Genomic DNA, 23908 nt, shown 5'->3' on the forward strand with positions numbered 1-23908 from the left:
GACAGCTCGGCCCGATGGCAGGTCGTCACCTCGCGGCGCGCGGCCGCGGCGACACCCTCGCCATCGCTGCTCAGCCGGTGAACGCGTTGCGCATCGAAACCAACCGCGGCCGATGCTCGTAGGGTGGGGGGATGTCCGGGCGACGGAGAGTTTGATGGGTGCGGTGAGGGTGAGCAGCCGCAATGCCCGCTTTCAGGTGTGGCAGGCGCTGCTGACCAATCGGAACAAGCGACAGCGCGCGGGCGAGTTCCTGGTCCAAGGCGTTCGGCCGATCACCGTGGCGGTGGAACACGGCTGGCCGATTCGCGCGTTGATCCACGACTCGGAGCGGCCGCTGTCGCGCTGGGCCTACCAACTGCAGCAGCGGCAGCGTGGCACCGAATGGGTGAGCATGGCCCCCGACCTGCTGGCCGAGCTCGGCGAGAAGGACGAAGCCGCGCCTGAGATGGTCGCGGTGATGGAGATGCCGCCGGACGACCTGGATCGGATCAAGGTCGGGCCGGACTTCCTGGGCGTGGTGTTCGACCGGCCGACCGGTCCGGGCAACATCGGCTCGATCATCCGCTCCGCCGACGCTTTCGGCGCGGACGGACTGATCGTGACGGGACATGCGGCGGACGTGTACGACCCGAAGTCGGTGCGCGCGAGCACGGGATCGATCTTCGCAGTACCGGCAGTCCGCGTTCCGTCCCAGCGCGAGGTGATGGAGTGGGTAGCGGACCAGCGCTCGCTCGGCAATCCGATCGTTGTCGTGGGCACGGATGAGCACGGCACGGCCGACATCTACGACTTCGACCTCACCCAGCCGACGTTGCTGCTGATCGGCAACGAGACGTCCGGCCTGAGCGCTGCCTGGAAGGAACTGGCCGACCAGCTCGTCCGAATCCCGATGACCGGCTCCGCGAGTTCCCTCAACGCGGCGAACGCCGCGACGGCAGTCCTCTACGAGGCGTCCAGGCAGCGTGCCCATTCGTCCAAGACACGCGGGACCGGGTCCGCATAGCGTCGTCGGGATGACACTTTCTGTGCGACCTCAGCCGACCATCCCGAGCAAGTCGCAAGGCTTCCCGGCCTGATGATGTGTTCAGCCTGTCGCGAGGATTTCGCCGTGGAGGATGGAGATCCAGCCGTCGGGAGCGGCGGCCCAGTCCCGCCAAGCATCGGAGATCCGTTGCAGGTCTTCCTGCGGTACTCCGCTGTCGCGTGCCTGGCGGGCGAGGTCGGATTGGAGGACCCGGTCGGCCCACATCCCACCCCACCAGTCGCGGTCCTCCTGGTTCGCGAACGTCCAGTTGCTCCCGGTCGCCTCGACCTGGTCGAATCCGGCGGCCTGCGCCCATGACAACAACCTGCGGCCTGCGTCGGGCTCGCCGCGGTTGGCGCGGGCCAGCTGCTGGTAGAGCGTCATCCACTCGTCCAACTCCGGGAGCTGCGGGTACCACGCAAACGCGCGATAGTCCGAGTCCCTCGCAGCGACGAGTCCTCCCGGCTTGCAAACCCGGCGCATCTCCCGCAGCGCCTGGACCGGATCGGCCACATGCTGCAAGACCTGGTGTGCGTGGACCACGTCGTACGAGTCGTCCTTGATGTCGAGCTGGTGCACGTCGCCGACTAGGAAGTCCATGTTGGCGGACTTCCGCGAACTGATGGTCGCGCGGGTCAGGTCGAGGGCTGCTTCATTGGCTTCCAGGGCAGTCGTGCGACCGGGTTCGACCAGAGCGGCCAGATCGGCGGTGATGGTTCCTGGGCCGGAGCCGATGTCGAGGACGGACATCCCGGGCCTGAGGTGCGGCAACAGGTAGCCGGCTGAGTTCTCCGCGGTCCGCCAGGTGTGCGAGCGCAGTACGGATTCGTGATGGCCGTGCGTGTAGACGTTGTTCATGCCTGGCTCCTCGGTCCTCGTTGACCCGCTCAGACTAGCTTCCATCTTGCTCAATGAGACGTATCGTCTTGGATAGCAAGACGATCACGAGGAGCTGCTTGCAGCGCGACTCAGGTGGTCGTCGTTGTCAGCCGGTGCCTTGCTTGGCGGTCACGGCACTTCGTTCGGGGCGCGCGCTGGCTATTGCGAGTGCTACCAGCACCAGGCCGTTGCCGGCCAAGCTGGTCAGAAACACTGGTTGGGACCCACCTTCGGTCAAGGCCGGAATGACCCCGACCATGTTGAAGGCCGCATAGGTCGACGCAGCCGCCACCATGAATGCCCGCGCCCTCGTGCCGACGGCGGCGGCGAGGGCCGCCCAGGCCAGCACGACCATGAGGAACGGCCCGAAGGCTGCCGTCCTGGTGACCGCCAACCAGGAGATCCCGTCGTCGTGATCGATGGCCGCATTGAGGAGTCGATGACCATGGTGACCGAATATGGCCAGACCTGGGGTGGGTCCGCGGGCGAATCTTGACTCCTCACCGCTTCGATCCAGGAGGAAGAAAGTGCTCGCAAAGGTGTTCCCCATCAAGCTGAAGGACGGCAACCAGGCGAAGGCCGAGGAGCTCGTGCAGTCCTTCGCGCCGCAGGGCCCCGGCCAGGAGGAAGGCACCCTGTCGTTCCGCGTCTACCGCGATCCGGCGAACCCGGACTACTTGCTGTTCGTCGAGCACTTCGCCGACCAGGCGGCGTACGACGCGCACACCGGCTCGTCGGCGTACAAGGAACTGATCGCCGGGCAGTTCGCCGACCTGATCGTGGAGTTCGTGGAGATCGACCACGAACTGCTGGTCAGCCTCTGATCATGGCGATCGACAGGAGAGCTCAAGCGCGCGAGTTCCAGGCCCTGCACCGCCGACCTCCGCTCGTCTTGCCGAACGCCTGGGATGCAGGCTCGGCGAAGGCGATCGAGGCGGCCGGGGCGAAGGCGATCGCGACCACCAGCGCCGGCGTGTCGTGGGCAGCGGGGGTGGCGGACGCGGGTGGACTCACCCGCTCCGCGGCCCTCGAGGCCCTGCGTAGCATCGTCGCCGCCGTCTCCGTCCCGGTCACCGCCGACATCGAGTCCGGGTACGGCGGGTCGCCGGCTGAGGTCGCGTCGACCGTTGCCGAAGTCATCAAGATCGGAGCCGTCGGCATCAACCTGGAGGACAGTGCCGGTGGTGCATTGGTCGACCCGGCCGTGCAGGCGGAACGGATCGCGGCGGCACGAGAGGTTGCGGTTGCCGCAGGCATCGACCTCTGTATCAACGCTCGCATCGACACGTACTTCTTCGGTGATCCCGCGGAGACCGTGAAGCGGGCAGCGATCTACACGGAAGCAGGCGCGGACGTGCTGTTCGTACCAGGACTGCTCGATCCAGTCGCGATTCGTGAGCTGGTCGGCGGCATCTCACTGCCGCTGAACTTGATGGTCGGTCCGGGGGCCCCGACCGTTGCCGAACTCGTGGAACTCGGGGTGGTCAGGCTCAGTGTGGGTCCAGCGATCACGACCGGTGCGTATGGTTTCGCTGCTGCGGCCGCGTCGGAGCTAATCACGCACGGAACCTATAAAACCTTGGAGAATTGAGGCTGGCGGCCGCTGTCATCACAGGTTGGCAGCGGCCTCCAGATGCGTGGCCGCCAGCGCTCGCCACGGCCGCCACGCTTCGGATCGCTCGCTCGCCTCGCCGGGGAAGGCGTCTCGTGCACCGAGCCGTCGCGCGATCCGATGCGCGGTCTGCTCACTGACGCCACGCACCGCCGCTAGTGACTTGACCAACCCATCCAGCGATTCACCGCCATCCAACACAATGTTGCCCGTAGCAACTTCTTTCGCCAATGCTCTGACGGTCACCTCGACATCTTCCGGTACGCCGTACTGTTCCGCGCGCGCGAGCATCTCCGCCGACGGAAAAGCGTGCGTCAATCCATGACCGAGCCCGGGGACAGGTGTCCCATAAGCCTCGACCAGACGCCGGAGCACCTCCCCCGCAGCCTCGTGGTCGCGCGCATTGCCCATCCCATCCTCCCCGGCGGCGTGGCCGACCACCCGGGGGGACTGCTCATCCAGCGCAGCGACGACCACGGCCTGAACTGCCGCCTCGAATGGGCCCCAGGCACCGGGTATCCGCAGCCCAGGACGCGCCTCGATCAGCGGTCTGATCACGGGATCTCCCGCGAGCTGAGCCGCGGCCAGCAGCGGCTCAGCCTCCAGGCCGACGAGACGACTCGCTCTCTCGACGACGTGGATCGCCCCTTCCCAGTAAGGCAGATGGGCCTTCAGCAGAAGGTGATCGCTGCCTCCGGGCCCGATCTCGAGCAAGCCTGGATCCCCATCGAGAGCGATCGTGCGACGGTACACACCGTCCTCGACCGACTCCACCCCCGGAACAGCAGTCCGGGCCAGGGAACCCACCATCGCATCCCAGTCGTAGGGCGGTGTGAACGGCATCCGCAGCAACAAACCGCCATCCGCCACCAGCCGATCGTCCCGCCGGCGCCGCTGTCTCAGCTCACGCGGCGTCGAACGGAACACCTCCCGCATCGCGCGGTTGAACTGCCGCAGACTCCCGAACCCGGAAGCGAACGCGACATCCGCGATCGTCAGATCCGACTCGTCCAGCAACCTTCTCGCGAAGTGAGCGCGCCGCGACCGCGCGAACTGGTCCGGCGTCACGCCGAGATGGTCATTGAACATCCGCCGCAAATGCCGCGCCGACACCCCGAGCCGCGCGCCGAGCGCCGTCTCGTCCGCGTCGTCGAGCACCCCGCCGATGATCAACTGCACCGCACGACAAACCAACTCCGGCGCATCGTCGGCCACCGTCCCGGCCACCCGATACGGCCGACACCGCAAACACGCGCGATACCCCGCAGCCTCCGCAGCGGCGGCCAGCTCGAACGTCCGCACGTTCTCCGCCAACGGCTTGGCGCCACACCCCGGCCGGCAGTAGATCCCCGTAGTCCGAACCGCTGAATACGTCGTCACACCCCACACCCTCACCCGCTGTTACCCGCCCGGTCCGGCCGTTTCCGGAGACCTTCCCGAGGCTATGCGCCTCATCCGACACTTTCCGCCCGCGCCAACTGCAGCACCGCAGTAGCGGAGGCTCGCGGGGTGCGTGGACCGGGCAGTTGAGCACCGCAGTACAGACCACCGGCGGACCAGCGACCGGGCTTCCGTCCCACGTCACAGCGGCCGCCGCGAAGGTGGGTGTCATCGGCGGGGATGGCGCTAGGGTGCCTCGATGCAAGCGAAGCCGATGCTCGTGGTGATCAGCGGGCCGCCTGGTACTGGGAAGACGACCTTGGCGCACGAGGTTGCGCGGGCGATCGGGTGCCCGGCGATCTGCAGGGATGAGATCAAGGAAGGCATGGCGCATGCGACGCCCGGCTTCGTCCCGAGTGCGGGCGATCCGCTGACGATGCGGACGCTCGCGACATTCTTCGACGTGATCGGCCTGTTGATCGGGCGCGGCACCACGATCGTCGCCGAGGCCGCCTTCCAGGACCGCATCTGGCGGCCCGGCCTCACACCCCTGCTGGGTTCGGCCGACCTGCGCATCCTCCAGTGCACGGTCTCCGCGGAGATCGCCGGTGACCGGATCAGCCGCCGAGCCACTGACAACACTCTCCGCAAGGCTCACGAAGACGGGCACTCCTCGGCAGACCCCGAACTCTGGCATCGCACCCACACGACCTTCGATCCGGTCACTCTCCCCGTCCCGACCCTGACTGTCGACACCGCCGACGGCTACCAGCCAGGCTTGTCCGAGATCCTCACCTTCCTCACCCGCTGACGCCCGGCAGGCCCGCCTACCGACGACCTGAGCCGGTCCGCGATACGGCTGCTTGGTGGTGGCGTGCCGATTCTCTGACTAAGGTCAGGGAATCGGCGGGATCGAGTGAAGGGGACGGCAGATGGATCTTCAGAAGCGGTTTGCGGAGTTGACGACCGCGCACGTCGCGGATGCGTGCGTCCGTGCGGAGGTCCCGGTCCGCACGGTGTCGTTGTCTGCCGTTCGGCCGGGTCGCGTCGCCGGTCGGGTGCTCCCTGCGAAGCACGTCGGCAGCGTCGACATCTTCCTCGAGGCGTTCCAGTCCGCCCAGCCCGGTGACGTGCTGGTGGTCGACAACGGCGGCCGGCGCGACGAGGCCTGCGTCGGCGACCTGATGGCCCTCGAAGCCCAGGCTGCGGGCATCGCCGGACTCGTCATCTGGGGACTGCACCGCGACACCGTCGAAATCGAGGAGATCGGGCTCCCGGTGTACAGCCTCGGCGCGATGCCGAACGGCCCGTTGCGTCTCGACCCGCTGCCCTCGGACGCTCTGGAGTCCGCGACCGTCGGGGAATGGACGGTCACCAGCGGCGACGTAGTACTCGGCGATGAGGACGGCGTGGTGTTCATCCCTGCCGCACGTGTCGACGAGTTGCTCACCCTGGCCGAGTCCATCCGCGACACCGAGCGCCGCCAGGCCTCGCAGATCCACGCCGGTACTTCGTTGCGCGAGCAGGTGCGATTCGACGTCTACCTCGCGGAGCGGGCGAAGAACCCGACCCTCACCTTCCGCGAACACCTGCGTGCCGTCCGCGGCGCGATCGAGGAGTGACGAGCGGCGGCGGCTGACAGCGCCGTCGGCGTACGGCGGCCGTCGGCACCGGCGGTCTGACACCGGGGTGTCATAAGCTGGCGGGATGCCTTCTGACATTTCGGCGGCCGCCGCGGGTACCTGGAAATTAGGCGATCTCACCATCAACCGAATGGGTTTCGGCGCGATGCGCATCACGGCGAACCCCGACCGCGACGTGGCAATCCGCGTACTGCGACGCGCTGTCGAGCTCGGCGTGAACCACATCGACACCGCCGCTTTCTACCGTTCCCCCGGAGGCACGCTCGGGGTCGGCGAAGGTCCGCTCCGCTTTGCCAACGAGCTGATCCGGGATGCAGTTTCGCCGTATCCGGAGGACCTGGTGATAACGACCAAGGTCGGACCGGGCGAAGCTCCCGAGCGCGGGTTCTATCAGGCTATGACCGCCGCCGAACTGCGGACGCAGGTCGAGGAGAACCTTCGCCAACTCGGCCGGGACTACCTCGATGTCGTCAACTTGCGCATCATCAAGAAGCCGGGCGCCGACTCCGTCGCCGACCGTTTCGGCGCACTCTCGGACCTGCGTGACAAGGGACTGATCCGGCACCTCGGCATCTCGAATGTCCGCCTGGACCACCTCGACGAGGCGCAGGCGATCGCGCCGGTCGTGTGCGTCCAGAACAGCTATGCCATCGACACCCACCGCGACGACGACACTTTCCTGCCGGTCTGCGGCGAACGAGGGATCGCGTATGTCCCGTTCTTCGCGATCGCCGGCGCGGAACGCGAAGGCGGCCCCACGGTCGACCACAGCGAGGCCCTTCAGACCGTTGCCGACACTCACGACGCAACCCCGGCCCAGATCCGCCTCGCCTGGACCCTCCACCAAGGCCCGCACGTCCTGGCCATCCCAGGCACCGGCAACCCCGCCCACCTGGAGGAAAACATCGCCGCCGGCGCCATCCAGCTCACCCCGGAGGACCTCGCCAGCCTCTAACTTCGTTCGGCGCGTACCGAAGAACAGGAAGAGGTGTCACGTCGCCGCTTCGCTCAGGCGTTCGACACGGCAGGGGGCGGCTGATTTGTGGACTAGTTCCTGTTCGCCGGTACGCCGCTGGGCCGGACGCGGGGGCTCAGGAGGACGTTGCGGCGCGTACTGCGGGGGCGATGTCGTGGGCCCAGCGGCTCAGGGTGAGGTCGAAGGGATCGGGGCCGGTCGGAAAGAGGACGAAGCCGGACGCACCGTGCTCCAGGACAGCGCCGGTGAGCTCTTCGATCCACTGGTCGGTCGAGCCGCCGATCCACCGGCCGTTGTCGTCGCGCGTGCGGCGCAACGGCCGGGCGGTGATCGCGCCCGGGAAGTTGTAGATGGTGGCGATCTCGTCAGGCTTCCGGCCGACTGCGACCGCCGCGTCATCGATGATCCGCCGGGACTTCCGGTAGGGCTCGCTCAGCCAGTCTGCCGAGTGACCGGGGATCCAGCCGTCGGCCTGCCGCCCCGTCGCGGCGAGCGACTTGGGCCCGACCGATCCCGTCCAGATCTGCGGCCGAGAAACTTGCGATGAGGCAAGATCGCGCACCGGGTAATACGGCCCCGACGATGAGACAGAGGGACCGCCGCCTGTCAGTTGACGAATCAGCACCATCGCCTCTTCGAACGCCTCGACCGCCCGGGCCGGCGGCAACTGCGGCACGCCCATCGTGGAGATCCGGTCCCACGAACCGCCAGCCCCCAGACCCAGGACGAACCTGCGCCCGGAGAGCGCGGTCAGCGCTGCCGCAGTACGGGCGAGCATCGGCGCCGGCCGCAACGGCAAGTTGGTCACGTTGGCCAGACCAATGATCCGCTCGGTCCGCCCGAGCACGAAGCCGATGGTCGCGTACGCGTCGAGCCGCTCGGCCAGGTACGGATGGTCAGAGACCGAGAACACGTCGAGCCCGTCGCGATCGGCCTGCTCGGCCAGGCGCAGCACGTCCGCCACCTCGCTGACGCAGGCGGGTGATCCATATCCGAAGCGCACGGTCATCGGCTGCCTCCTCGTAGGTACTTCGTAGATCTAAATATTAATCATCCGAAGTATCAGGAGGCCAAACAGTCCGCCCTACGGACTACAGTGGACCCGTGGCCACGAGGACAGCGAGCGATGTGGAGCTAGTCGGCTCCTTGGTCCGCCTGATGCACGTCTTGCAGGACCTGTACGCCGAGACGAGCCGCCCGCTCGGGTTGACTCCGCAGCAGGCTCACCTGCTCTGCGTACTCCTCGATGGCCCGCTCGGCATGACCGAACTCAGTCGCATCCTGAGCATCGAACGCTCCAGCCTCACCAGCATGGTCGACCGCCTGGAACGCCGCTCGCTGGTCGCCCGAACCACCGACCCCAACGACCGCCGCGCCTGCCAAATCGCCCTTAGCGACGCCGGCTCAGACCTCGCCCATGAGGCCCACAACGCCTTTACTGGCCGCATCTCGGCGCTCACTGACGACCTACCCGCGACTCATCGCAAGCAGCTGATCGCGGCAATCACCGGCATCACCGAACGAAGCTGAACAACTCCTTCTCCGCGGTCCACGGTCGCGGTGTTCCTGCGAAGCGGTGTGATCCAACCGAGAAGACGGCGTCGTCGGGTGCGGTGAACGATTCCTGGACGAAACCGGCCGTACCGAACCAGCCGCGGATGTTGCCGCTGAGATCAGGCGCGCCTCTATGCCGCGTCCAGATGACCAGCGCACCAGCGGAACACATGCCGGGCAAGGCCTCGATCGTGGTCCGGACATCGTCGTCGCTGATGTTCCCGAAAACGCCTGCTAGCAGCACGAGATCCGCCGGCAGAGCGCCCTGGTAGGCGGCAGTTTGACCGGCATCGACCTGCCGGACCTCGATGCCGGCGAGGTCGTCCGCAGCCGCCCGAGCCCGCTCGACGTTCCTCGCGTTGTACTCCAGCAAGGTCGCACTTACCCGCGGCGCGTCGCCCCTGGCCCGCAGTACCTGCAACAGATCCCGCGCATCCCCCGCACACACACTCACCACCCGAACCGGCTCCGGCGCCGTCCGATCCAGCCACTCCCCGATCAGCCCTTGGATGACCAGCAGCCTCCGCGACAACGCCGACTCCGGATCCGCATACGCCGAGTGCCACCCCTCCCAATCAGTCTGCACGGCCTGACCCTAAGCGTCGCCGCCGACAAGCTGGAGATCTCGTGCTCCACAAGCTGGGCGTGTACAGCTCTCCCGCGGGGTACCGCAGTACCGAGCGACCGGAAACGGACGCCGGGGCGGTTATGAGCCCTCCAATGGAAAGAGGCCAGCGGTGAGCGAGATCGAGAACCCGGGGACCGCCGGTCCCAGGACCGGCATCCTCGACGAAGTACTGCAGCTCGGCCATGGATTTTCGGAGGCCGAGCGGCCGTGGGTGGTCGACGCCCTGTCCAGGCTCGAGCCGCACCTGTCTCGTTGGGATCCGGCCAGCATCAGGGTGGACGTCTCGGTCAAGGACCGCGACGACCGGGACCAACAGGTCACGTTGCGCGCCGACCTGCCCGGACGCCCGCAACTAGTGGCGAAGGCCGCCGACCCGAACCTGCAGAAGGCGCTCGCCGAGGCGAAGCGCGAACTCCTCCAGCAGCTCGAGGACGAGAAGCAGAAGCGGGAGCCGATGAACAACCGCCAGCTCCGGAAGAAGACAACCTGACCCGACGCTGGACCGCTGCCGGCTTCTTGGGGACTAGGACTTCGCTGCGAGGTAGAGGCGGAGGATCGAGTCGTAGTCGACGATCTCGAAGGAGGGGATTGACCGCGCCGCCTCCTCGAATTCGGTCGGGTCAACGTTCTCCTGGCTACCGATCACCAGCAGCTTTCGCGGGTCGCTGACCTCGATGCCGTACTTCGCCTTGGCGAAAGCGCGATTCTCGGGGCTCTGGAAGTACTCCTCGTAGTGCGCGAGCTGCGCCAGCCCGTCCGGCACGGGCGCGGTGAACGATCGGCGACGCTTCTTGCCACCCTTGGTCACGGTCGCGGTCTCGAGCAAAGGCAACTTCAGATCGCCGATGATGTGGCTGCCGTCCGCACGCTCCAGGATGAAGTCCGGGTTGATCGCGATCTCATCCGCACCCGACGTGCCGTCGCGCCACTCCAAAAACGGCTCTTGGATCAGTCGCGTCGCGTCGAACGCCGACAACAGGATGTCTTCGTGCTGATTCAGGAACTCGCCGACGGTGGTCTCGGGAATGCCATGCATCAGGTAGGTGCTCGCGAACGGGGCGCCCTTGAGGACCTGCTCCACCTCGCCTCGCGGCACACTGAGGGTCCCGACCGGATCGAGATGGGGCGCCGCGGAAACCAGACGCTGCAGGTAGTCCAGATACTTGTCCGCCGGCTCGGAGCGATGGATCGCGATCGCGAGGAAGGTCCAGTGGATGCGGACCGACGAGTCCGCGCTCGACACGAGGAGGACACGCTCGAACGACGAATAGTTCCCCGGAGCAAACTGCAAGAGCTTGTCGGCACTACCGACCAGCTCGGTGCCGATCAGGCTCTGGGCAGCCGGAATCGTAGTATCCAGCGCGCTGCGCCCGCGCTCACTGGCGATCGTCGCATCCTTGACGACACTCTCGTCTGACAGGATCGCGACCGCCTCGGAGGTGGACGACTGCGCACTTCCGAAGTACTGGTCGACGCTTGCAGCTTTCTGCCGCTTGACCTCGAGCGAACGGTACTCGCGGCTCACCCCTACCAGCTCCAGGATGTTCCAGTCCGGAGTTTCGGTCAGGACCATGATCCGCGGATAGACCAGTAGGCCCGGCAGTTCGCTGGAGTGGCTGCCAGGCAGATGCTCACTCACACTCCGCAGGTGATCCCCCCAGAACTGACTGTTCACCTTGACGAACTCCGTGGGTTTCATCGCGCGTTCTCCTCGTCACACTGGGCCAAACCCGTCGTAGAAGCCAACCCCCGGCCACCCCACCCCTATTCCCGCGCCACCGCGCAGACGGGCCCACGACGAAACGGCCCCCGACCCACGTTTCCGCAGGTCAGGGGCCGTCTTTGTCCCTGTGGCAGGTGCAGGGTTCGAACCTGCGTAGGCATAAGCCGACAGATTTACAGTCTGCTCCCTTTGGCCGCTCGGGCAACCTGCCAGGGTGATGCTGCTCCGAGGAGCGGCGTGAGAGACGATACAACAAACAGCACCCCTGACAGCAAATCGGGAAAGGAACTGCCCATGGCTTCGGAGTCCTCCTTCGACATCGTGAACAAGGTCGATCACCAGGAGGTGGACAACGCCGTCAACCAGGCGGCGAAGGAGATCAGCCAGCGGTTCGACTTCAAGAACGTGGACGCGGGCATCAAGTGGTCCGGTGAGACGATCGACATGCAGGCGAACACCGAGGAGCGGGTCAATGCCGTCCTCGACGTGCTCAAGGACAAGCTGGTCAAGCGGCAGATCTCGCTGAAGGGTCTGGAGGCCGACGACCCGAAGCTGTCCGGCAAGATCTACAAGATCAACGCGTCGATCAACGCCGGCATCACCCAGGAGAACGCGAAGAAGCTGTCCAAGCTGATCCGCGACGAGGGCCCGAAGGGCGTCAAGGCGCAGATCCAGGGCGACGAACTCCGGGTGTCGAGCAAGAGCCGGGACGACCTGCAGGCGGTCCAGGCCCTCATCAAGGGCGAGGACCTCGACTTCGCGGTCCAGTTCGTCAACTACCGCTGACCGACCCGTACGCCGAGACAGGGCCATCCCCCGCCCGGGACGCCTCGGCCCGGCAACCCGCCCAGCAGCGCGTACCCAGGGACCGGTCGGCCGCCTCGGGCAACGCCGGATCCAGCGGCCCGATAACTCGGTCGCCGGTGGGCGCCGGGCCCGGCATTCTGGGTCGGGTGATGACCAAGCCGTGCCAGTGGATCAGCGATGATTACGGCCTGGAGGTGACCTACCTCACTCCGGTCGACCACGGCGCAGACGTGGCCGCCGCGGTGTGGCAGGCCCAGGCGACCACAGGCGAGGGGTACGCCGTCAAGTGGAGTGGCGCGGGTACGGATGCTGCCCCGCTGACGGCCGCCTATCTCGCGGGCAGGGGCGTACGAGGCGTGCCGGCGCCGCTACAGACCCGCACCGGCGATCTCTGGAGCAAGCGCGAAGGCAAGCGCCTCTCGCTGGTCCCGTGGATCTCCGGCAGCCGTGCCGCCGAGACCGGCCTCACGCCAGACCAGTGGAGCTCGTACGGCGCTCTGCTGGCCGAGGTGCATGCCACAGCACCGTCGGCGGATCTCTGTGAAGTACTCCCCCGACTTAGTCCCATCAGCGCTCGCATGCCGGCTCAGCTCCGGTCAGTCGAGCACCGGCTCACTGCGGAGCCGCCAGCGGATGCGCTCGAGGACGAGTTGGCAACCGTCTGGCGGGAACGCCGAGGGCTCGTCACCGACCTGCTCCACCTGGCCGAGGAACTCGCGAGCAAGAAGCTTGGCGGCGACCTGGCGATCTGCCACGCGGACCCGCACCTCGGGAATGTCCTCGTCAGTGGCGGGACCGGCGAGAACAACGTCGGCTCCGCGGTCGAACCGACCGACTGGCACCTCCACCTGATCGACTGGGACGACGTCATATTCGCACCGCGGGAGCAGGATCTGATGTTCATGCTCGGCGGTATGGGCGCGGTCGGACCGACCACCGAAGCTCAACTGAGCGCCTTCTTGAGCTGCCCGGCCCACGGCTCCCAGCCGTCCGTGTCACCGGCTATGGCGAGGTCAACCTCGACGCGGACCGGCTCACCTACTATCGCTGCGCCCGCGCTCTCGAGGATGCGGTCGGCTGGGCACTCTCCTAGGCATTGCGTCCGAAAGAACGTAGGGCGGACCCCTCGCTTCTTCGGACGCAAGGAGTAGCTCAAGCGGCGGGAACCGGGATCAGCTCATACCTCTGGTGAACGCTAGGCCGGTGTACCAGCGCCGACCACCACATTTCCGGCGCGGACGGCCCGGGGGGAACCACCCAGTTCGCGATGGCAGGCCTTGTTGAATGCTTGGAGGTCCGGGATGCCGACGGACGCCGCTACGGCCGGGATCGACAGGGTCGAGGAGACCAGCAGGTGCCTGGCGCGGGCCATCCGGCGCTCACGGATATAGGCAACCACCGTCGTTCCGGTCTCCGAGCCGAACAACCGGGTCAGATGGTTATGAGAGACACCCGCCGCTCGGGCGAGGGCGGGGACCGTGAGCGGGCGCGCCAGGTTGGCCTCGATATAGGCGATGGCTGCCGAAACCGCCGGATGACCGGCCGCACCACTGCCGTCGGTTATAGCCGCGCTCAACTGCGAAACCCGCCAGAGCGCCGTCCAGATCTCGGCTGCAACCCGCGGCGAACCACCTGGCGAAGCCTCGATGGCGCTGCTCATCAGGTCCGACAACGCCGTCGCCGCCACCCCGGCCTCTTGGACGACAGGGACCAGCACCGGGTCACCCGCGGTCGACGTACGGAAATGAGCGAAGAGGTGCTCGGACCGGCCGCGGTACGCGAACTCCACCTGGACGCCGGGCGGCACCAGGCTGACCGATCCCGGCCGGACCGGGTAGGTGCGGCCGTTCAGGGTTAGGTCGGCCGAGTAGCCGTACAGGTGGAACTGCCACAGGTCAGGCAGCCGGAACACGTCGCGCGAGGTGCGAACTCCGTGGATGCCCATGCCTGGGTTCACCAGCTCCGGCGGCTCCTGCAGATGCAATGGAACCCGTTCGATCATGGTGAGAAATTACCACCAGTGGTGATCTCAGCCCACGCGCAGCAAGGCGAAATCTTCTTACGCTTGTCGAGTAGTGACCACCAAGGACTACTCGCCCCGAGAGGGAGAGACATGCCCCAACCTCATCACAAGAACCTGCTTACCTCGGTACAGATGGCCCATTTCGTGGCCACCGGCGCGTTCCGGATGGACGCCGTCGTACCGGACGAGATGAACCAGGAGGCGATCGACGTACTGAAGGCCGGCATCCCCGGCGTCCCGTACGGCACCCCGCTCTCGGAGGCCTTCCAGGACAGCCCGTTCGTGCAGCGGCTGGTGCAACTCCCCGAGATCGCCGGCGCCATCCACAGCTTCGTCGGCCCCGAGCCGGCCGTTGACCACCACGCCGTCCACATCCGCCGGGCCAACGAGGGCGAGGCGCAGAACCTGCACGGCGACGCGATCATCGACGTCCGCCCGGACGCCTTCGACGTACAGCTCATGTACTACCCGCAGGAAGTGACGCTCGAGATGGGCGGCACCCTGAGCGTGCCCGGCAGCCATCTGCGCCGCACGAACGAGACCGATACCGGCCGGTACCAGAACCTCCTCGGCCAGACCCGGCTCACCTGCCCGCCCGGCACGGTGGTCTTCCTGCACCACGGCATCTGGCACGGCGGCCGCAAGAACGACAGCGCCATCGACCGCTACATGTTCAAGATCCGGTTCAACCCGACCGTCCGTCAGGTCCGGCTGTGGAACACCGAGGACCTGTACGACGACCAGGTGGCCGCCGCGCTCGGCCAGTCCTTCCCCTGGTACGAGAACGCCACCGGCCGGCTGGAGATCTACAACCGGGTGAAGCTGTGGCAGGCCATCACCGGCGACGACACCTACGACCCGGACTACTGGGTCACCCGGGTGTCGAACCGCCCGCGTCGGGTCGTCGCCCAGCGCAGCCTCAACCCGCACGCAGCGAAGAAGGAGATGGCATGACCGTCACCACTCCCCAGCAGGTGGTCCGCCAGCAGGTCCTGGTGCTCTACCTGTCCTCCTCCGCGCTGGACTCGCGCGTCGTCGGCTGGTCCACGTACGACGGCACTGGCGAGACCTCGCCGACCACGGGTGACTCCGACGTCCCGCCGTACGCGAGCGGACTCGACGCACTCAAGGACGGCTGGCGACTCTTCCAGGCCGCTCAGTTGCTCCCGCCGCAGCCCGGTCACGAGTACGACGTGTCGTTCCTCAAGCACGAGTTCTTCTTCGAGAAGCTCGTCACTGTCTGAGCCGCAGGACTAGGCAGGTAGTACGCAGACCGGCTTGGGCCAGGTCAGCGGCGTCCCCGTTGCGGAGAGGACGCCGCTGGTCCGGCCAATGGTGAACACCGCGACCGAGTCGGAACGCTCGTTCGCGGCGTACAACTGAGTGCCATCGTTGCTCAAGGCAAGGTGTCGTGGCCAGGTCCCGCCCGAGTCGATCGTCTGGATCAGCTCCGCCGAGAGCCCGTCGTCGCCAACCGCGAACACCGCGATGCTGTCGTCGCCGCGGTTCGAGCCGTAGACGAATCGTCCGTCGGCGGAGATCAGCACCTCCGCCGGGAAGTTGTCGCCCTCCGCGCCCTCAGGCCGGGTCGACAAGGTCTGCGCGATCGCCAGCTTGCCGTCGCTGTAGCTGCAGACGATCAGCGTGGAGTTCAGCTCGTTGATCAGGTACGCCGCCCCGACGCGCGGGTGGAACACCAGGTGCCGTGGCCCGGCGCCCGGGTGGACTGCGAGCCGGGCCACCTCTTCCAGGCGACCTTCGGAGGTCAGCGTGGACACGTACACCGAGTCGGACCCCAGGTCGATGTCGAAGGCGTAAGCGCCGGCCGGGTCGAATGCCACTTGGTGCGCATGCGGACCTTCCTGACGCTCCTCGTTCGGGCCGGTCCCCTCGCGCTGCAGGATCTGCGTGGCCTCGCCGAGCGAACCGTCCTCGGCGATCGGGTGGATGGCGACCGATCCCGAGCTGTAGTTCGCCGACAACAGGAAGTTCCCGGACGGGTCGACGGCGAGGTGGCACGGATGCGCGCCGCCGGTCGGCTGGTCGTTGAGGAACTCAAGCGAGCCATCTTCCTGGATGGCGAAGGCGCTGACGCGACCGGCTTCCAGCTCGTTCGTCGCGTAGAGGAACCGCCCATCGGCCGAGCGGGTCAGGAACGACGGGTCGTCCGTCGTCGCGGCGACTGTCATCGCGTCGATCGGCCCGAAACCGATCCCCTCGCCGCCGCCTGCCTGGGTGGTGTAACTGCCGACGTAGATCCGCTCCGAGGTCATGCCCCTACCCTGCCAGGTCCCCGGACACCCGGCACTCACCAATCCACGATTCAGGCCTCCGTCCGACCCGCTGCACGCTCAACTCCGGGCCAGGTCAATCGGTTGATGAGTGTTGGCGGTCCGGGCCCAGCGCGCCGCCGAGCGGCAGCTCGGCCGTGGCGGCCGGCTGGACCCGATCGAGTCAGCCGAGCGGATCAGCAGCCGCGAAGCGGGCGGCTACTGCTTCCAACTGAGCGGCGCTTTCTCGGCAAGGCCAAACAAGTGCAGCAGGAACCCGCCTAGGCGGGTTGGGCGACGGGAGTCGTGAAAGCTCCCCAGTGCTCCCGCAGTGCATCGTGATCTTCGGGTCTGATTCGCGGCTTGCCTCCGGCAGTGGCTGGCCTGGGCAGCAAGATCGCGGTCTACGGCTGGAGTAGCAGGTCACGCTGATACCAGCGGCCTGGCTTACCGCCGAGGTCGGCCGGGTCAGCTGGGCCGGACAGGATGAACCCGGCTTTGGTCAGCACCTTCTGCGACGCGACATTCTCGTGGGTCGTGGCCGCCCGCAGTGTGCGCAGCCCGTGCCGCGACGCCGCCAGCCGGCACAGCTCCCGAACGGTCTCGGTCGCCACGCCACGGCCGACGACGTGCTGCGCAACCCGGTAGCCGAGCTTCGCAGTGCGATCCTCGATGTCGATCAGGTTGAACCTCCCGAGTACCGAGCCGTCTTCGGCGACGAGCACGTAGAAGGCGCAGACGCCCGCCTCCTGCTCAGCCAGCAAAGCGTTGTACCGGTCGGAGAACTGGTCGAAGAAGTCGTCGCCGCGGTCCGAGACCGAGGCAGCGAAGTAGGTGCGGTTCGCCAGCTCGAAGGCCAGGACCGCCGGGGCGTGACCACCGTGCAACTGCTTCAGTTCTGGCACTGCCCGACTCTACCCAGCTGGCGCGCCAAGGCCACCTGAGTTTCCGCCAGCGGCAGACCGCCTCCAGACCGGGGCACATCACGATCTACGTCTGGAGCTTTGGGGCTGAGCTGAAGGGAAGCCTAGAGTCGGGCGGATGATCACTGATGAGCAAAGGTCAGCGCGGGGGCTGAGGACGGTCGGCGAGATTCTCGAACTCGCGGCGGCGGGCACGGTCGTTCTCGATCCGTACTCCGTGTTGGTAGGCAGCCGAGTCCGCTTCGGTGAGGGAAATGTCCTGTACCCCGGAGTCGTGATCGAGTGCGACCAGGACAGCGAGTGCATCCTCGGCTCGGGGAACACGCTCCTGCCCGGGACTTTCATCACGGCAACCGGCGGTGCCGAGGTCAGCATCGGGAGCAACAACCGCATCGGCGAAGGCGGCGCGCGCATCACCGCGAACCAGCCGGGCAAGAACGTCACCATCGGCGACAACACGAGGCTCAGCAGCGGCCCGCTCATCCTCGGCCCCGCTGAACTGGGTGACGGCTGCGCGGTGCTCGGGCAGATCACGGCACAGCAGGTCGAGCTGAGCGGAGGGGCCGACGGGTCGCACCCGGACCCGGATCACCGCGGCGCCGTACTGAAGGGCTTCGGCACGGCGCGCAAGCTCACCCTCAAGGTAGGGGAGGTCGTCAACGGTTCCGGCGACTTCGCCGACGCCCCCATCGAGCGTCAACGCGCCTACCACCCGGACGCCCCGAAACTCCCCTGAGCGCGAGCCCGCATCACTCGGCCGGGACGGGCTTCAGGTGACGAGGGCGAAAAGGGCGCCGGGGAGGATCGAGAGGACCACGGCCGCTCCGGCGCAGGCGCTGATGACGGCCACTGCTGGATTCTCGATGTCGACGGAGAACGGGTCGTCGGCCGGCAGCCGGATCAGCTCGGCCACCCAGCGGAGGTAGACCGCCAGGCCGATCATCACGTTGACCGCCATCGTGACAGCGAGCCACCCCATGTGCGCACCGATCACAGCCTGGAAGGCCGCGAACTTGGTGAACAACCCGGCCAAGCCCGGCGGAAGCCCTGCCAGCACAACCAGGAAGAACACCAGCGCCACCCCAAGGCCCGGCTCGGACCGAACCATGCCCCGGTAGTCGGTCAGCAGCCCCGCCGGCCGGTGTCGCTGAACCACCGCCACCGCACCGAACGCCCCCAGCGTGACAACCACATAAGCGGCGAGGTAACCAACGACGGCCTGCGCGTCCCCAACCGCCAGCGGCGCCAGCAGGAACCCGACCTGGCCGATCGACGACCAGGCGAGCAGCCGGACAGCTTCCACCTGACGCAGCGCCGCCAGGTTTCCCACCGTCATCGTCACCGCGGCCAACAGAGCGAGGACCATCCGAAGGTCGCCACCGCTAGGAGCGACGCCGAAGGTCATAAGCACGAGCAGCCCGGCCACACCGGCGGACTTCGACACCACCGCGAGGAAGGCAGCCACCTCGACCGGCGCCCCGGCGTACGTGTCCGGAAGCCAGCCGTGGAACGGGACCGCCGCGATCTTGAAGCCGAAGCCGACGATCACGAACAACCCGGCGGCGAATGCAACCCGTCGCAGGTCCGTGTCGATCCCCGGCAGCCTGGTCGCGATCGTCTGGAGGTACAGCGACCCAGTCACGCCGTACAGGTAGGAGACGCCGAACAGCATCACCGCGGTCGACAGCACCGAGACCAGGAACGCCTTCATCGCGCCCTCGGAGCCGCGGCGGTCGCGGCGCAGGGCCACCATCGCGAAGCTCGGCAGGGACACCACCTCGAGCGCGATCACCATGGTCGCGAGGTCGCGCGCGCCGGCGAGAACGGTCGCCCCGACCAGCGCACTGAGCAGGAGGAAGTGGTACTCCCCGACCGGGATGTCCGCGGACAGCAACCGGTACGCCGAGAGTCCCACGACCCCGAGTCCACCGATCAACAGCACGGCCCAGAGGCCGATCGTCAGCGGCTCGACCACCAGGCTGCACTCGGCCGGACCTTCGACCACGGTTCGGCAGAACCCGGCATGGAAATCGTTCCGCTGGGCGGCGATGAACGCGAGTCCGAAGAGGATCACGGCACCGGTGATCAGCGTGGCCGCCGTGTGCTTCAGCTGCTTGGTCCCGGTGCTCCAGAAGCCGTCGATCAGCAGTACCGCGATCGCGCCGAGCGCGAGCACCAGCGGTACGGCCATCGCCTGCCAGTCGGTCCACGTGATCGTCATACGAACGTCCAGTACTGCAGCAGGAACCAGGGCCAGACCCCGAGGACGACGGTCAGCAGCACCAGCGGCCCCCAGGCGATCAGTTCGATCCGGCTCAGGTCCACCGCGAAGGCGGCGGCCGGGTACTCGGCCGGATCACCCTGGCAGAGATTCCGGATCAGGCGCAGGAAATAGGCGGCGGTGAGCACCGTGCCCAGCCCGGCGATCACCATGAACACCAGAAAAGTTGCCCGCGGCAAGAAATCCGCGGGATGGAAGGCGCCCAGCAGGACCAGCATCTCGCCCCAGAAGCCGGCGAGTCCGGGGAGCCCGAGCGAGGCCAGGCAGGCGAACGTCAGCAGACCGCTGATGCGCGGCATCCGGGCATACAGGGCCCGGCCGATCGCGCGCAGATCGCTGGTGTCGTGCCGGTCCTTGATCGCCCCGGCCAGGAAGAACAGCAGGCCAGTGATGATGCCGTGCGCGATGTTGGCGAACAGCGCGCCGCTCAGTCCCTCGGGCGACATCGTGGAGATACCGAGCCCGATGAAGCCCATGTGCCCGACGCTGGAATACGCGATCAGCCGTTTGACATCCGTCTGCGCCAGACACGCGAGCGATCCGGCGATGATTGCCACAGTCGAGAAGCCTGCCAGGTACGGCGCGATGGTGGCCGTCGCTCCGGGAAGAACCGGCAGCAGGATCCGGATCATTCCGTAACTGCCGAGCTTCAGCAGCACCCCGGCCAGCAGCACCGAGCCCACCGTCGGAGCCTTGGCGTGCGCGTCCGGCAGCCAGATGTGCAACGGCCAGAGCGGCATCTTCACGGCCAGGCCGATCGCGATCAGCACGGCCGCCTTCAGCGCGGTGCCGTGGCCGCTCTGCCACGGGTTTCGGCCGAGCGCCTCCAGATCGAACGTCCCGGTCAGGCGATGCACGAGCAGGAACCCGAGCAGCATCAGCGCGGAGCCGAGCACCGTCATCAACACGAACGTGGTCGCAGCACGACGCCGGCCGGCCGGATCGTGCTCGTCGCCCCAGATGTCGATGACCAGCCACATCGGGATCAGCACGACCTCGAAGAACAGGAAGAACAACACCAGGTCGAGCGCCGAGAACGTCCCGATCACGCCGGTCTCGATCACCAGCAGCAACGCGATCAGCGAACGGGTCCGGCCGATGCGCGGGGTGATCCGCAAGGAGTACAGGCAGCAGAGGAACACCAGCAGCGCGGCCAGCACGATCAAGGGCATCGAGATCGTGTCGATCCCGAGGTGGAACCTGACATCCAGCGCCGGGATCCAGGACACGTCGGTCTCGGCGTAGGCGTGCACTGCGCCCGGCAAGATCCTCTGCGAGGGACCGGTCAGATACTGATCCGTCGCCGTCACTGGACCACGCGGCCTGAGCAGATCCCACCAGAGCACCGCGGAACCGACCAACACCAACCCGGAGACCACCGAACCGACGATCGCCGCGACCCGCTCGCCAGTCCCGGCAGGCAGCGCCCACAGCACCAGCGCGGTCAACGACGGCACCGCGAGCAGAGCGATCAGCAATACACTCACGACCCGATCACCCCCGCCAGGATCGCCAGCGCGACCACCCCGACCACCGCGGCCGTCAGGTACGTCTGCACGTTCCCGGTCTGCAACTTCCGGAAGCCGGCCGAGGCCAGCACCCCAGCTCGTCCGGCCGCGCGCACATACGCCCCGACCACATCCCGGTCACCGCCGACCACAAGCTTCGCGAACCATTGCACCGGCACAACGAACAGGCGGTGATAGAGGGCGTCCACCCCGAACTCGCGCTCCAGCACGACTGGCCGTGGATCGGCCCCGCGCTGCCACAGCGAGTACGCCGGCAGCGCACCGAGCAACGCCAGGACGGTGGTCAGCAACGCGATCGCCCAGTTGACGTGAACGCCATCGGTATAGCCGAGCACCACGGCAGCGACCGCCAGCAGCACGAGCGGAGCAAGCATGATCCATGGAGCATCACGGAGCTTCGAAGTGTCGGGGTCCTCCAGATCCGCCATCGGGTCGTCGGCCTCGAACGCCCCCAACGCACCCGCCAGCGCAGGCGTCCGGAAGAACACCCACAACCACATCCGCACGCAGTAGAAGGCCGTCAACCCAGCGGTCACGCACACCGACACGAGCACGATCCATCCAACGAGCGAACCATCCCGCGCGTGATGCCAGGCCGCCTCGACCACCGAATCCTTGGAGAAGAACCCGGCAAACCCCGGTACGCCGGCGAGCGCGGCGAGGCCGATCGTCATCGTGACGAAGGTGACGGGCATCGCCTTCCGCAGTGCGCCGCGACGGGTGTATCGCCGGAGCACGACGAACGCGGCACTCCCGACTTGGTGCAGCAGCACGCCCGCGCAGAGGAACAGCAACCCCTTGAACGCGGCGTGCGTGAGCAGGTGGAACAACGCGGCGTGGCGGCCATCCGCAGTACCGAGCGAAAGTCCGGCGAACATGATGGCGAGCTGGCTCACGGTCGACCAGGCGAGCACGCGCTTCACCTCGACCGCGGCCATCGCGCAGAGGGCGGCGAACAGCATCGTCACCGACGCCACCACCGCGAGCACCGTGAGAGTCGCGTCAGCCGCGGCGAACACGCCGAACAGGCGGGCGATCAGGAAGACGCCGGCGGCGACCATCGTGGCGGCGTGGATCAGCGCGCTGACGGGGCTCGGGCCGGGCATGGCGTCCGGAAGCCAGGTGTGCAGCGGAACTTGAGCGGACTTGCCGATCACGCCGACCAGCAGCAGCAAGGTCCCCGCGGTCAGCGCACCCGGCGAGATCTCCTCCGGCCGGAGCTCGGAGATACGGAAGGTGCCCGCTCCAACGCCGAGCACGAAGATGCCGAACAGGAAACCGACATCGCCGAGCCGGGTCATCAGGAACGCCTTCATCGCGCCTGCCCGGGCGTCGTGACGCTCCCAGTAGTGACCGATCAGCAGATATGAGCAGGCGCCCATCACCTCCCAGCCGATCAGCAGCAGGAACAGGCTGTCCGACACGACCACCGTGACCATCGCCGCGGTGAACAACGTCACCAGCGCGGTGTAGGAGGCGACCCGTTTCTCCAGGTAACCGATCGAGTAGACCTGCACGCAGGCCGAGATCACACCGACGATGGCAAGCATCAGCACGGTCAGGTCGTCGGTGCGCAGGTCGAAACTGATGAACACCTCATTGCCGATGAACGTGCCGGCGAGCGAGGTCTGCTGCGGATCCACCCCGTAAAGCAACGCGGCAGCCAGGATCACCAGCAGGGAGAACCCGACACCGACCACCCGCCAGGCTGTGGCGATCACCTGTCAGCGCCCTTCTCCAGCAGGTCGCGCGCGGCGTCGGCGTCGACATGGCCATGCCCGCGGAACAGCAGCAGCACGATCGCCAGGCCCAGCCCGATCTCCGCCGCGGCCAAGGTGATGACGAACACAGCCAGCGTCTGACCGGTCGCGAGCCCGTCCAGCCGCCACGCGTCGAAGGCGACCAGGTTCAGGTTCACCGCGTTCAGCATCAGCTCGAAGGACATCAGCATCGTGATCGCGTTGCGCCGCGCCAGCACGCCGTACACACCGAGGCAGAACAGCACGACTGCCAGCAGCAGCGGGAGAATCAGTGGCATCAGCCGTCCCCCTTCTGCGCCGAATCATCCGAGGACGACACCGTGTCAGAGGGCTCCGACAATTTCCCGGATCGCTGCGACAGGGCGATCGCGCCGATCAATGCTGCCAGCAACAACACCGACAGGACTTCGAACGGCAAGACCCAGACGCGGAACACCGCAGTACCGATGTCGGCTGCGGAACCGGCCGGCACGGGCTTGATCTTTTCGTTGCCAAAGGCAATTACTACCCCCGTGCCGAGGATCAGCGCCAGGACAACGGCCACGCCGGCCGCGAAAGGGCTGCGGTGGGTCGTCAGTGCGGGCAGTGGGTTGGTCGGCGCCTTCGTCAACATCAGCGCGAAGAGAACCAGCACCACGATCGCGCCGACGTAGACAAGAATCTGGACCAACGCCACGAACTCGGCATGCAACGCACCGAAGCAGCCCGCCACAGCACCGAGCGCGACCACCAGCCACAGCGCGGCGTGCACGATCCGGCGCGAGGTGACGACGAGCACGGCCGCCGCGATCACCACCGCCCCCGCGATGGAGAAGAGCGCAGTCGTCACTCCTCACGCCCCGATTCGCCCGCTTCGATCACCGGCTCGACGACCGAGGGCCCCGGATCGATGGGTT

Annotated in this window: 27 protein-coding genes and 1 tRNA gene; 13 read left to right on the forward strand and 15 right to left on the reverse strand. The window is 67.1% G+C overall.

Going from position 1 to position 23908, the window contains the following annotated elements; all coding sequences use genetic code 11:
• The first annotated feature begins 154 nt into the window (after nt 1–154).
• Nucleotides 155–1003 carry an RNA methyltransferase gene (locus ABD210_RS11310; protein WP_344111028.1) on the forward strand — a complete coding sequence of 283 codons (849 nt, stop codon included), beginning with the start codon at nt 155–157 and terminating at the stop codon, nt 1001–1003.
• 81 nt (nt 1004–1084) lie between these two features.
• Here the strand turns inward: ABD210_RS11310 and ABD210_RS11315 are convergent, their stop codons facing one another.
• Nucleotides 1085–1882, reverse strand: coding sequence for a class I SAM-dependent methyltransferase (locus ABD210_RS11315; RefSeq protein ID WP_344111029.1), 798 nt, complete (start codon nt 1880–1882; stop codon nt 1085–1087).
• A gap of 127 nt (nt 1883–2009) precedes the next feature.
• Complete coding sequence (locus tag ABD210_RS11320) at nt 2010–2297, reverse strand: hypothetical protein (RefSeq protein WP_344111031.1); 288 nt, start codon at nt 2295–2297, stop codon at nt 2010–2012.
• Between the two features lie 133 nt (nt 2298–2430).
• On the opposite strand from ABD210_RS11320, the gene ABD210_RS11325 reads away from it, so the two are divergent.
• Together ABD210_RS11325 and ABD210_RS11330 are read left to right on the forward strand one after the other, a co-directional pair.
• Nucleotides 2431–2727: a putative quinol monooxygenase gene (locus tag ABD210_RS11325; RefSeq protein ID WP_344111033.1), complete on the forward strand. Its 297-nt coding sequence runs from the start codon at nt 2431–2433 to the stop codon at nt 2725–2727.
• Nucleotides 2728–2729: 2 nt separating this feature from the next.
• Nucleotides 2730–3494 (forward strand): isocitrate lyase/PEP mutase family protein, encoded by a 765-nt coding sequence (locus ABD210_RS11330; RefSeq protein WP_344111035.1) that lies wholly within the window; start codon nt 2730–2732, stop codon nt 3492–3494.
• Nucleotides 3495–3512: 18 nt separating this feature from the next.
• Here the strand turns inward: ABD210_RS11330 and ABD210_RS11335 are convergent, their stop codons facing one another.
• The gene (locus tag ABD210_RS11335) at nt 3513–4895 is read right to left on the reverse strand and encodes a DNA-3-methyladenine glycosylase 2 (protein ID WP_344111037.1); all 1383 of its coding nucleotides are present in this window, start codon (nt 4893–4895) and stop codon (nt 3513–3515) included.
• 259 nt (nt 4896–5154) lie between these two features.
• Here ABD210_RS11335 and ABD210_RS11340 point away from each other — a divergent pair, with 259 nt between their 5' ends.
• The 3 genes from ABD210_RS11340 (at nt 5155) to ABD210_RS11350 (ending at nt 7493) form a co-directional block, all read left to right on the forward strand.
• The gene (locus ABD210_RS11340) at nt 5155–5706 is read left to right on the forward strand and encodes a P-loop nucleotide/nucleoside kinase family protein (RefSeq protein ID WP_344111039.1); all 552 of its coding nucleotides are present in this window, start codon (nt 5155–5157) and stop codon (nt 5704–5706) included.
• Nucleotides 5707–5827: 121 nt separating this feature from the next.
• Entirely contained in the window at nt 5828–6517 is a 690-nt protein-coding gene (locus ABD210_RS11345) for an RraA family protein (protein ID WP_344111041.1), read from the forward strand.
• Nucleotides 6518–6602: 85 nt separating this feature from the next.
• Nucleotides 6603–7493, forward strand: coding sequence for an aldo/keto reductase (locus ABD210_RS11350; RefSeq protein WP_344111043.1), 891 nt, complete (start codon nt 6603–6605; stop codon nt 7491–7493).
• A gap of 136 nt (nt 7494–7629) precedes the next feature.
• On the opposite strand, the gene ABD210_RS11355 is transcribed toward ABD210_RS11350, so the two are convergent.
• Nucleotides 7630–8523, reverse strand: a complete 894-nt coding sequence (locus ABD210_RS11355) for an LLM class flavin-dependent oxidoreductase (protein ID WP_344111045.1) — start codon at nt 8521–8523, stop codon at nt 7630–7632.
• Between the two features lie 95 nt (nt 8524–8618).
• On the opposite strand from ABD210_RS11355, the gene ABD210_RS11360 reads away from it, so the two are divergent.
• A complete protein-coding gene (locus ABD210_RS11360; RefSeq protein WP_344111047.1) occupies nt 8619–9044 on the forward strand; it encodes a MarR family winged helix-turn-helix transcriptional regulator in 426 nt (141 codons plus the stop codon).
• Here ABD210_RS11360 and ABD210_RS11365 read toward each other — a convergent pair.
• On the reverse strand, nt 9028–9654 hold the full coding sequence (locus tag ABD210_RS11365; protein WP_344111048.1) for a class I SAM-dependent methyltransferase family protein: 627 nt from the start codon (nt 9652–9654) through the stop codon (nt 9028–9030). The genes ABD210_RS11360 and ABD210_RS11365 overlap by 17 nt on opposite strands.
• A 151-nt stretch (nt 9655–9805) precedes the next feature.
• Here ABD210_RS11365 and ABD210_RS11370 point away from each other — a divergent pair, with 151 nt between their 5' ends.
• Nucleotides 9806–10186 (forward strand): HPF/RaiA family ribosome-associated protein, encoded by a 381-nt coding sequence (locus tag ABD210_RS11370; RefSeq protein WP_344111049.1) that lies wholly within the window; start codon nt 9806–9808, stop codon nt 10184–10186.
• Nucleotides 10187–10219: 33 nt separating this feature from the next.
• On the opposite strand, the gene ABD210_RS11375 is transcribed toward ABD210_RS11370, so the two are convergent.
• A complete protein-coding gene (locus ABD210_RS11375) occupies nt 10220–11395 on the reverse strand; it encodes a hypothetical protein (protein WP_344111050.1) in 1176 nt (391 codons plus the stop codon).
• A 152-nt stretch (nt 11396–11547) separates the two neighbouring features.
• Nucleotides 11548–11630 (reverse strand) — tRNA-Tyr (locus ABD210_RS11380).
• A gap of 83 nt (nt 11631–11713) precedes the next feature.
• On the opposite strand from ABD210_RS11380, the gene ABD210_RS11385 reads away from it, so the two are divergent.
• Nucleotides 11714–12205, forward strand: coding sequence for a YajQ family cyclic di-GMP-binding protein (locus tag ABD210_RS11385; protein ID WP_344111051.1), 492 nt, complete (start codon nt 11714–11716; stop codon nt 12203–12205).
• 170 nt (nt 12206–12375) lie between these two features.
• Nucleotides 12376–13377, forward strand: a complete 1002-nt coding sequence (locus ABD210_RS11390; RefSeq protein ID WP_344112039.1) for a phosphotransferase enzyme family protein — start codon at nt 12376–12378, stop codon at nt 13375–13377.
• Between the two features lie 44 nt (nt 13378–13421).
• Here ABD210_RS11390 and ABD210_RS11395 read toward each other — a convergent pair whose 3' ends face one another.
• Nucleotides 13422–14228 carry an AraC family transcriptional regulator gene (locus tag ABD210_RS11395; protein WP_344111052.1) on the reverse strand — a complete coding sequence of 269 codons (807 nt, stop codon included), beginning with the start codon at nt 14226–14228 and terminating at the stop codon, nt 13422–13424.
• Nucleotides 14229–14381: 153 nt separating this feature from the next.
• Between ABD210_RS11395 and ABD210_RS11400 the strand changes: the two genes are divergently transcribed.
• Nucleotides 14382–15203 carry a phytanoyl-CoA dioxygenase family protein gene (locus tag ABD210_RS11400; RefSeq protein ID WP_344111053.1) on the forward strand — a complete coding sequence of 274 codons (822 nt, stop codon included), beginning with the start codon at nt 14382–14384 and terminating at the stop codon, nt 15201–15203.
• On the forward strand, nt 15200–15493 hold the full coding sequence (locus ABD210_RS11405; protein WP_344111054.1) for a hypothetical protein: 294 nt from the start codon (nt 15200–15202) through the stop codon (nt 15491–15493). The genes ABD210_RS11400 and ABD210_RS11405 overlap by 4 nt, the downstream gene beginning before the upstream one ends.
• A 9-nt stretch (nt 15494–15502) precedes the next feature.
• Here the strand turns inward: ABD210_RS11405 and ABD210_RS11410 are convergent, their stop codons facing one another.
• Both ABD210_RS11410 and ABD210_RS11415 read right to left on the reverse strand, forming a co-directional pair.
• Complete coding sequence (locus ABD210_RS11410; RefSeq protein WP_344111055.1) at nt 15503–16522, reverse strand: lactonase family protein; 1020 nt, start codon at nt 16520–16522, stop codon at nt 15503–15505.
• A gap of 401 nt (nt 16523–16923) precedes the next feature.
• Nucleotides 16924–17424, reverse strand: a complete 501-nt coding sequence (locus tag ABD210_RS11415; RefSeq protein WP_344111056.1) for a GNAT family N-acetyltransferase — start codon at nt 17422–17424, stop codon at nt 16924–16926.
• Between the two features lie 136 nt (nt 17425–17560).
• On the opposite strand from ABD210_RS11415, the gene ABD210_RS11420 reads away from it, so the two are divergent.
• Nucleotides 17561–18178: a hypothetical protein gene (locus ABD210_RS11420; protein WP_344111057.1), complete on the forward strand. Its 618-nt coding sequence runs from the start codon at nt 17561–17563 to the stop codon at nt 18176–18178.
• Nucleotides 18179–18211: 33 nt separating this feature from the next.
• Here ABD210_RS11420 and ABD210_RS11425 read toward each other — a convergent pair whose 3' ends face one another.
• The 5 genes from ABD210_RS11425 to ABD210_RS11445 are packed head-to-tail and all read right to left on the reverse strand — an operon-like array spanning nt 18212 to nt 23808.
• Nucleotides 18212–19663 (reverse strand): NADH-quinone oxidoreductase subunit N, encoded by a 1452-nt coding sequence (locus ABD210_RS11425; protein ID WP_344111058.1) that lies wholly within the window; start codon nt 19661–19663, stop codon nt 18212–18214.
• Complete coding sequence (locus ABD210_RS11430; protein WP_344111060.1) at nt 19660–21210, reverse strand: complex I subunit 4 family protein; 1551 nt, start codon at nt 21208–21210, stop codon at nt 19660–19662. The genes ABD210_RS11425 and ABD210_RS11430 overlap by 4 nt, the downstream gene beginning before the upstream one ends.
• The gene (locus ABD210_RS11435; RefSeq protein WP_344111061.1) at nt 21207–22973 is read right to left on the reverse strand and encodes an NADH-quinone oxidoreductase subunit 5 family protein; all 1767 of its coding nucleotides are present in this window, start codon (nt 22971–22973) and stop codon (nt 21207–21209) included. Before ABD210_RS11435 ends, ABD210_RS11430 begins: the two co-directional genes overlap by 4 nt.
• Entirely contained in the window at nt 22970–23290 is a 321-nt protein-coding gene (gene nuoK / locus ABD210_RS11440) for an NADH-quinone oxidoreductase subunit NuoK (protein WP_344111062.1), read from the reverse strand. Before nuoK ends, ABD210_RS11435 begins: the two co-directional genes overlap by 4 nt.
• Nucleotides 23290–23808 (reverse strand): NADH-quinone oxidoreductase subunit J family protein, encoded by a 519-nt coding sequence (locus ABD210_RS11445; RefSeq protein WP_344111063.1) that lies wholly within the window; start codon nt 23806–23808, stop codon nt 23290–23292. Before ABD210_RS11445 ends, nuoK begins: the two co-directional genes overlap by 1 nt.
• Nucleotides 23809–23908: the final 100 nt, after the last annotated feature.

It is taken from the genome of Kribbella alba, from assembly GCF_039529635.1.
GTDB lineage: Bacteria > Actinomycetota > Actinomycetes > Propionibacteriales > Kribbellaceae > Kribbella > Kribbella alba.

Coding starts and splice junctions, on each gene's coding strand:
- ABD210_RS11375 (WP_344111050.1), bottom strand. CDS start 11,395: ATGAAACCCACGGAGTTCGTCAAGGTGAACAGTCAGTTCTGGGGGGAT.
- ABD210_RS11350 (WP_344111043.1), top strand. CDS start 6,603: ATGCCTTCTGACATTTCGGCGGCCGCCGCGGGTACCTGGAAATTAGGC.
- ABD210_RS11395 (WP_344111052.1), bottom strand. CDS start 14,228: ATGATCGAACGGGTTCCATTGCATCTGCAGGAGCCGCCGGAGCTGGTG.
- ABD210_RS11400 (WP_344111053.1), top strand. CDS start 14,382: ATGGCCCATTTCGTGGCCACCGGCGCGTTCCGGATGGACGCCGTCGTA.
- ABD210_RS11420 (WP_344111057.1), top strand. CDS start 17,561: ATGATCACTGATGAGCAAAGGTCAGCGCGGGGGCTGAGGACGGTCGGC.
- ABD210_RS11425 (WP_344111058.1), bottom strand. CDS start 19,663: ATGACGATCACGTGGACCGACTGGCAGGCGATGGCCGTACCGCTGGTG.
- ABD210_RS11390 (WP_344112039.1), top strand. CDS start 12,376: ATGACCAAGCCGTGCCAGTGGATCAGCGATGATTACGGCCTGGAGGTG.
- ABD210_RS11310 (WP_344111028.1), top strand. CDS start 155: ATGGGTGCGGTGAGGGTGAGCAGCCGCAATGCCCGCTTTCAGGTGTGG.
- ABD210_RS11340 (WP_344111039.1), top strand. CDS start 5,155: ATGCAAGCGAAGCCGATGCTCGTGGTGATCAGCGGGCCGCCTGGTACT.
- ABD210_RS11405 (WP_344111054.1), top strand. CDS start 15,200: ATGACCGTCACCACTCCCCAGCAGGTGGTCCGCCAGCAGGTCCTGGTG.
- nuoK (WP_344111062.1), bottom strand. CDS start 23,290: ATGCCACTGATTCTCCCGCTGCTGCTGGCAGTCGTGCTGTTCTGCCTC.
- ABD210_RS11330 (WP_344111035.1), top strand. CDS start 2,730: ATGGCGATCGACAGGAGAGCTCAAGCGCGCGAGTTCCAGGCCCTGCAC.
- ABD210_RS11315 (WP_344111029.1), bottom strand. CDS start 1,882: ATGAACAACGTCTACACGCACGGCCATCACGAATCCGTACTGCGCTCG.
- ABD210_RS11385 (WP_344111051.1), top strand. CDS start 11,714: ATGGCTTCGGAGTCCTCCTTCGACATCGTGAACAAGGTCGATCACCAG.
- ABD210_RS11410 (WP_344111055.1), bottom strand. CDS start 16,522: ATGACCTCGGAGCGGATCTACGTCGGCAGTTACACCACCCAGGCAGGC.
- ABD210_RS11355 (WP_344111045.1), bottom strand. CDS start 8,523: ATGACCGTGCGCTTCGGATATGGATCACCCGCCTGCGTCAGCGAGGTG.
- ABD210_RS11345 (WP_344111041.1), top strand. CDS start 5,828: ATGGATCTTCAGAAGCGGTTTGCGGAGTTGACGACCGCGCACGTCGCG.